The organism is Psychrobacter sp. AOP7-B1-24 (assembly GCF_052376215.1).
Lineage (GTDB): Bacteria > Pseudomonadota > Gammaproteobacteria > Pseudomonadales > Moraxellaceae > Psychrobacter.
Genome location: NZ_JBQSVL010000035.1, coordinates 23,669 through 30,135, shown reverse-complemented (window position 1 = coordinate 30,135; position 6,467 = coordinate 23,669). Strand labels below are relative to the sequence as shown.

The 6,467-nt window shown below is 44.8% G+C and carries 6 protein-coding genes; 2 read left to right on the top strand and 4 right to left on the bottom strand.

The annotated features are described in order from the left end of the window. Positions 1-108 precede the first annotated feature (108 nt). Together ACT3QP_RS08730 and uvrC are read left to right on the top strand one after the other, a co-directional pair. The gene (locus ACT3QP_RS08730; protein ID WP_444525204.1) at positions 109-1,626 is read left to right on the top strand and encodes a DUF3360 family protein; all 1,518 of its coding nucleotides are present in this window, start codon (positions 109-111) and stop codon (positions 1,624-1,626) included. Positions 1,627-1,795: 169 nt separating this feature from the next. Then, positions 1,796-3,640 (top strand): excinuclease ABC subunit UvrC, encoded by a 1,845-nt coding sequence (gene uvrC, locus ACT3QP_RS08725; RefSeq protein ID WP_444525203.1) that lies wholly within the window; start codon positions 1,796-1,798, stop codon positions 3,638-3,640. A gap of 11 nt (positions 3,641-3,651) precedes the next feature. On the opposite strand, the gene ACT3QP_RS08720 is transcribed toward uvrC, so the two are convergent. The 4 genes from ACT3QP_RS08720 to lgt form a co-directional block, all read right to left on the bottom strand. Continuing rightward, complete coding sequence (locus ACT3QP_RS08720; RefSeq protein WP_444525202.1) at positions 3,652-4,026, bottom strand: energy transducer TonB; 375 nt, start codon at positions 4,024-4,026, stop codon at positions 3,652-3,654. Between the two features lie 6 nt (positions 4,027-4,032). Further along, entirely contained in the window at positions 4,033-4,602 is a 570-nt protein-coding gene (locus ACT3QP_RS08715) for a dihydrofolate reductase (protein ID WP_444525201.1), read from the bottom strand. A gap of 64 nt (positions 4,603-4,666) precedes the next feature. Beyond that, the gene (locus ACT3QP_RS08710; RefSeq protein WP_444525200.1) at positions 4,667-5,527 is read right to left on the bottom strand and encodes a thymidylate synthase; all 861 of its coding nucleotides are present in this window, start codon (positions 5,525-5,527) and stop codon (positions 4,667-4,669) included. A 45-nt stretch (positions 5,528-5,572) separates the two neighbouring features. After that, positions 5,573-6,457 carry a prolipoprotein diacylglyceryl transferase gene (lgt, locus tag ACT3QP_RS08705; RefSeq protein WP_444525199.1) on the bottom strand — a complete coding sequence of 295 codons (885 nt, stop codon included), beginning with the start codon at positions 6,455-6,457 and terminating at the stop codon, positions 5,573-5,575. Positions 6,458-6,467: the final 10 nt, after the last annotated feature.

Below are 6,467 nucleotides of genomic sequence, written 5' to 3'. Positions count from 1 at the left end.
CCCATGTCATACAATGGCTTGCAATTTTTAATGGTTACTTTATTTTATATAGAGTCACATTAGTAAATTGTCAGTAAACAAAAGCCTCAGTCGACACAAGGAAATGTGATGAGTAACACTCAGATCCCTTCTCCAGGGTCTAATCAGCAGCCGTCTAATTATGACACGGAGCTATCAGATAGCTATCTTGATTTGCACAAACCAAGTTCGAGTTTTGAAAGTCGTGATGATTATCTAAACCATGAATTACAAATCATGCAGCCAAAACGCTGGCGCGCCAATTTACCATTCCGTGATTACCGTTTTGAATTTGAAGATACTATTCCAGCCATGGCCGCGACGATTGGTAAAGTCGTTATGGTAGGCGCGATTGCCGCAACATTTGCAGGTCCGCTTGGTTTGGGCGACGCGTTTGTTTTAGAAAACGTTCGTTATGAACTATTAATCGTTTCATTCTTTATTATCTTATTTTCAGGGTTTTTACTACCGACTGCCAACCTTGCTGGTACTCATGGTCCTCTCATTCCGCTTATCCCTATTGTGGTAGCCGCTGGCGGGCATCCAATGGCTTTTGGCCTATTGATTGGTGCTTTTGGTCTACTGCTTGCTATCAGTAAAGGAGGGAGCTTGCTGGCCAACTTAACCAGTAAAGGTGTGTGCGGTGGCCTTTTGATTTACTTAGGGTTTATCGGTACGACCTCGCAGGTTAAAAACTTGTTTGCTTGGTCAGAGGGTATCGGCATGTCGCATATTGCCTTTTTCATTATTCTGGCAACGATTTTGTTATACGCATTACTAGAACACTGGCAAAAACGCTGGCTGGCTGTCCCACTAAGCTGTGTGTTAGGTGGTGGACTTGCCTTTGCATTGGGTGCGCCTTTTGAGTTTAAAACAGCACCAGGTTTACCGCATATGAATCCTATGTATTGGTGGGGTGAGAATACGGGTTGGATGCTTGGACTACCAACGGTTGAAAGCTTTATTGTGGTATTGCCGTTTGCTATTTTAGCCGTTGCAATGTGGTCGCCAGATTTCTTAGGCCATCAGGTATTCCAAAAAATCAGCTATCCTAAACGTACTGAAAAAGTGCTGATGGATATTGATGATACGATGACCAGTGCTTCAATTCGTCAGGTCGCGGGCTCTGTACTAGGTGGTGCTAACTTTGCGTCATCGTGGGGGACATATATTGTTCCTGCTGCGATTGCTAAGCGTCCGATTCCTGCGGGTGCTTTATTAACGGCCTTGTTTTGTATTATTGCAGGCGTTTGGGGTTATCCGATGGATTTAGCCATTTGGCAACCAGTGATGTGTGTGGCGTTGATTGTGGGTGTTTTCATTCCACTGCTTGAGGCTGGCATGGAGATGACTCGTGAAGGCAAAACCACGCAATCTGCGGCGATTGTGGTCTTTGCTTCTGCACTGGTTAACCCTGCATTTGGTTGGTCAATCACGCTATTGCTCGATAACTTGGGCTTGATCGGTTCTAAAGAACGCAGCTCTAACTTGTCTAAAATGAGCCGTTGGATTATACCGGGCATTATGTTTGTGGTATTGACAGGTGTGATGGCTATTGTTGGTATGTTGCCAGGTATTCCAGCCTTGCTACCGAATTTCCGTCATTAATTTCTGTTATTCATGCTCATTTTTAATAGCTGTTTGCTAATCAATAAAAGTCAGCCTTGGTGCTGGCTTTTTTTATGGGAATTTTTGAGCTGATAAGTGTTCTTGCAAAATGCGCATTATCGCCCCATAACTAGCTATATGTATCAGTATCTTGAGAGCAGTAAATTATATGGTCAATGTCTCAGAATCGAGTCCTATCGATGATAAAAAAGCCCGTCTTAAGCATTTAATTCAGCGCCTACCAAATTTGCCAGGTGTGTATAAAATGCTGGGTAAAAATGGCGATATCTTGTATGTGGGTAAAGCTAAGTCGTTAAAGAGCCGAGTAAACAGCTACTTTGCAAAGACAATCGATCATCCAAAGACTCGGGCACTAGTGGCACGGATTCATGATATTGAAACCATTATTACCCGTAGTGAGACCGAGGCATTGCTGCTTGAGCAAAACCTGATTAAAGAGTATCGCCCACCATACAATGTGCTATTACGTGATGATAAGTCTTACTTGTATGTATTTATTTCAGCAGACAAGCCTTATCCAAGGTTGGCGTATGGTCGTGGTAAAGGCAATCATCAAAAAGGTCGATTCTTTGGGCCGTTTCCCTCTGCTCATGCGGCAAAAGAAACCTTGGTGTTGATGCAAAAAATGTTTCAAATGCGCCAGTGCACAAATACTTTTTTTAAACAACGTAAGCGCCCTTGTCTGGAATATCAGATTAAGCGTTGCCGTGCACCCTGTGTGGGGTTGGTATCACCCGATGAGTATGCAGAAGATGTAAATAACACCATTCGCTTTTTAAAGGGTGATTCTAGCGACATTCACAGCGCATTGATTGAAAAAATGGAAGCGTCCGCCGAAGAGTTGGATTTTGAAAAAGCGGTCTTTTATCGCGATCAGCTGTCTATGCTGCGTGAGGTGCAGGCCAAGCAAGCTGTCTATACCGTACAAGGTGAGGCTGATGTGATAGCCATTACCAGTCAGGCAGGCATGACCTGTGTCAACGTATTGACCGTCCGTGGCGGTCGCGTACTAGGCGGTAAGAATTACTTCCCTGATGTCGACAGCAGCGAATCGCTTGCAGACAATCTCTCTGCTTTTATTACTTCATTCTATTTTCAGGTGACGGATGATTTGCCCGCAGAGATTATCTTGAGTCACGAATTACCCGATCAGGTGGCGGTCAGTGAAGCACTGGCGACGCATTTCGGTAGTAAAGTTGTCATCAAAACCAATGTGCGTGAGCACCGTGCCGAATGGCTAGACTTGGCAAAACTGAATACTAATAATGCGCTAAAAACCAAGCTAGGCGACTATCTAGAGTTGCATGCGCGTTTTGGGGCACTAAAAGACGTATTGGCCGATGTTACCGAGCGTACCATTGATCGGATTGAGTGTTTTGATATTTCACATACGATGGGTGAGGCGACTATTGGTAGCTGTGTGGTGTTTGACCAAGGTGGCTCGCGCCGACGGGATTATCGCCAATACGCTATCCATGACATCCAAGGCGGTGATGACTATGCAGCGATGAAGCAAGTACTGACACGCCGTTATAAGAAGCAGCCATTGCCTGATTTACTATTGATTGATGGTGGTAAAGGTCAGCTAGGTATTGCCAAAGAAGTGCTGACCGAGCTGGATATTCTGAGTGATACTTTGCTCATTAGTGTGGCAAAAGGAGAAGGGCGCAAGGCTGGGCTTGAAGTGTTGCACTTTATCGATCATGAGCCGCTAGATCTACCAATGGATAGCAAGGCGCTACATTTATTGATGCATATTCGTGATGAGGCGCATCGATTTGCGATCACAGCGCACCGTAAGAAACGCGACAAACGCCGTTCATCATCGGTGTTAGAAGTTATACCCGGACTGGGTGAAAAGCGCCGCCGTGACTTACTCAATCACTTTGGTGGTATGCAGCAATTGCTTGGCGCATCCCAACAAGAGCTGTCAGGCGTGCAAGGTATTGGGCCAGTACTTGCAAAAACGGTTTATAAGGTATTGCATGAGTAAACAGATATAGTTTAGCGGTGCATATCAGCTTCAACCACTTTGTAAACAATAGGTAAGCTTACAGTTGATTCTATAAATTTACCATCTTCAGTGGCCGCATGGAATATCATTTTGCGGGCCTGTATAATGGCTTTTCTATCTAGGTGTCGATTACCTGATGATTTCTGAATACTAGCCCTGTCAACTGTGCCTTTCTTATTGATATTTAATTTAAGTATAAGGTCCACACTTTCTCCAAAGTTCATCCTTCTTGATGCTTGAGAGGGGAGAGTAAAATCTACGGAGCGCATAACTGTAGGAGGAACTATAACAGGCTCTCGTTGAGGTAGACTTTGACAGCCTATCATAAATGCGAAAAGGAGTACAAGTGGTAAAGTTTTTTTCATTACTTCTTATTTCTCCGCATTTTTATAAGTCACAAATTTAAAATCCAACGCGCTTTTTTCATCGTGCATCTGCTCAGATTCTTCTGCCACTTCAAACTCACTTGGCAATTCAGGATAAAACGCATCACCATCGGTAATTTCAGTGTTTACGTGAGTCAGTTCAATACGGTCGGTATACATCAAGGCATCGCTAAAGACGCGCTCACCGCCAATGACCCAAATAGTATCAAGATGCGCGCCATGAGCCAGACTGGCTGCTTGCGTCAGTGCATCGTCTAGATTGTGTACCACATGAGCATTAGTCTTACCGACGAGGCCTTTTTGTTCAGCATAATCCAATTGGCTGCTGATAATGAAGCTAACGCGTTTTGGTAAAGGCTTGCTGCCCATTGATTCAAAGGTCTTACGACCCATAATGACGATACCTTGTATCCCGCCATCCGTTTGTTTGGTCGTCATTTTTTTGAAGTGCTGCAAGTCTGCTGAGATATGCCACGGCAGCTCATTATTCTTACCGATACAACGGTTGCTACTGATAGCAGCGATTTGGGCAACTTCGGTGTGGGCATAACTCATAATCTATCCTTTTTATTATCTTTAATAACGCTAAGCTTATTTACAGCAGTCAATCAGACAAATGCTATACCGCAACTTTTGCTTTGATAGCGGGATGCGACTCGTAACCTTCAATACTAATGTCTTCGTAGGTGAAGGCGAAAATATCATTAACATCAGGGTTAAGCGTCAACGTTGGTAGTGTATATAGCGAACGCGTCAACTGTAATTCAACTTGCTCACGATGGTTTTGATAAATATGGCAGTCACCACCTGTCCAGATGAATTCGCCCACTTCTAGATCACAAATTTGCGCGACCATATGGGTAAGCAGGGCGTAGCTGGCAATGTTAAACGGCACACCTAGGAATAAATCTGCTGAGCGCTGATAGAGCTGGCATGACAGTTTATTGTCTGCGACAAAGAACTGAAACATAGTATGACAAGGTGGCAAGGCGACTTGATCTGCTTCGCCAGGGTTCCAACCAGACACGATTAAACGGCGTGAATTCGGGTTGGTTTTTATTTGCTCGATGACTTGGGTGATTTGATCGACACCATCAGCATTGTAATTGCCAGCATCGTCTTTGGTTGCGCCATAATTGCGCCACTGATGACCATAGACAGGGCCCAAATCACCAGCAGGGCGATTAAAGCGTGCCGTCTGCTCTGCAGTAGCCCACTCATTCCAAATACGTACGCCATTGGCTTGCAAGTAATCAACGTGAGTACTACCACTTAAAAACCAAAATAGCTCATAGGCAATGGATTTAAAATGGACTTTTTTAGTGGTCAATAGCGGAAACCCTGACGCTAAGTCAAAACGTAGCTGTGCGCCAAAGTGGCTGAGCGTACCAGTGCCAGTACGATCGCCTTTTTCGGTGCCTGTGGTCAAAACGTGTTTGAGCAAGTCTAAATAGCCTTGCTCGTTATTGCTGTTAATCATAAAAATGCTCGTCGGTATGGTTTAGTATACTGCTTGATATATGGCTTAGTAAGCAGCTTGCTTACCCCAGTCATAGATGCCGCGTTTGTAGGCATAGATTAATAAGATAAAGCCAATGATGACCATTGGGGCGCTTAGCATTTGTCCTTTGGTTATCCAACCTAACAGGATAAATCCTTGGTCGACGTCTGGCTGACGGAAGAACTCGATGATGAAACGGCTAACGCCATAACCTAACATGAAGACACCTGTCGCTGCCATACGAGGGCGTGGTTTTGATGAATACCACCATAAGAATAAAAATAGCAATAGACCTTCAGCAAGCGCTTCATACAACTGTGAAGGATGGCGAGGCAACAGATATTGACCATTGACCTCAGTCATGAGCTCTTGCAGCTCAGGATTGGTTTGTAAGAGTTGCATATCGGCAGAAGCGGCTTGCGGGAAGTAGGTCAACCAATTATAGCCACCGTCAGAGACACGGCCCCACAGCTCGCCATTGATGTAGTTACCAATGCGGCCAAACAACAAACCCGTTGGTACGCATGGTACGACAAAATCTAGTACTTGAAATGGTGTCTTTTTATACTTGCGAGCGAAATATAGCATACCAAACATGACGCCGATCAAGCCGCCATGGAACGACATGCCGCCTTCCCAGACTTTGAAAAGATAGGCAGGATTTTGTAGCAGCTCACCGAATTGATAAAACAATACGTAGCCAACACGGCCACCTAAAATGACGCCAAGTGCACCAAAGAATACCAAGTCGGACACCATGTCGGATGTCCAGTTGTCGCGTTTGGTGCTGCGATACCATGCTAGGCCATAAGCGGCAGCAAATGCCAGTAAATACATTAGCCCATACCAATGGACTTCAACAGGCCCAATGGCTAATGCGACAGGGTCGTACTGAGGATGAATCATCATAAGAGCATCA

Excerpts from the sequence above, each read along its gene's own strand:
- ACT3QP_RS08730 (WP_444525204.1), top strand. The coding sequence starts at position 109 with ATGAGTAACACTCAGATCCCTTCTCCAGGGTCTAATCAGCAGCCGTCT.
- uvrC (WP_444525203.1), top strand. The coding sequence starts at position 1,796 with ATGGTCAATGTCTCAGAATCGAGTCCTATCGATGATAAAAAAGCCCGT.
- ACT3QP_RS08720 (WP_444525202.1), bottom strand. The coding sequence starts at position 4,026 with ATGAAAAAAACTTTACCACTTGTACTCCTTTTCGCATTTATGATAGGC.
- ACT3QP_RS08715 (WP_444525201.1), bottom strand. The coding sequence starts at position 4,602 with ATGAGTTATGCCCACACCGAAGTTGCCCAAATCGCTGCTATCAGTAGC.
- ACT3QP_RS08710 (WP_444525200.1), bottom strand. The coding sequence starts at position 5,527 with ATGATTAACAGCAATAACGAGCAAGGCTATTTAGACTTGCTCAAACAC.
- lgt (WP_444525199.1), bottom strand. The coding sequence starts at position 6,457 with ATGATGATTCATCCTCAGTACGACCCTGTCGCATTAGCCATTGGGCCT.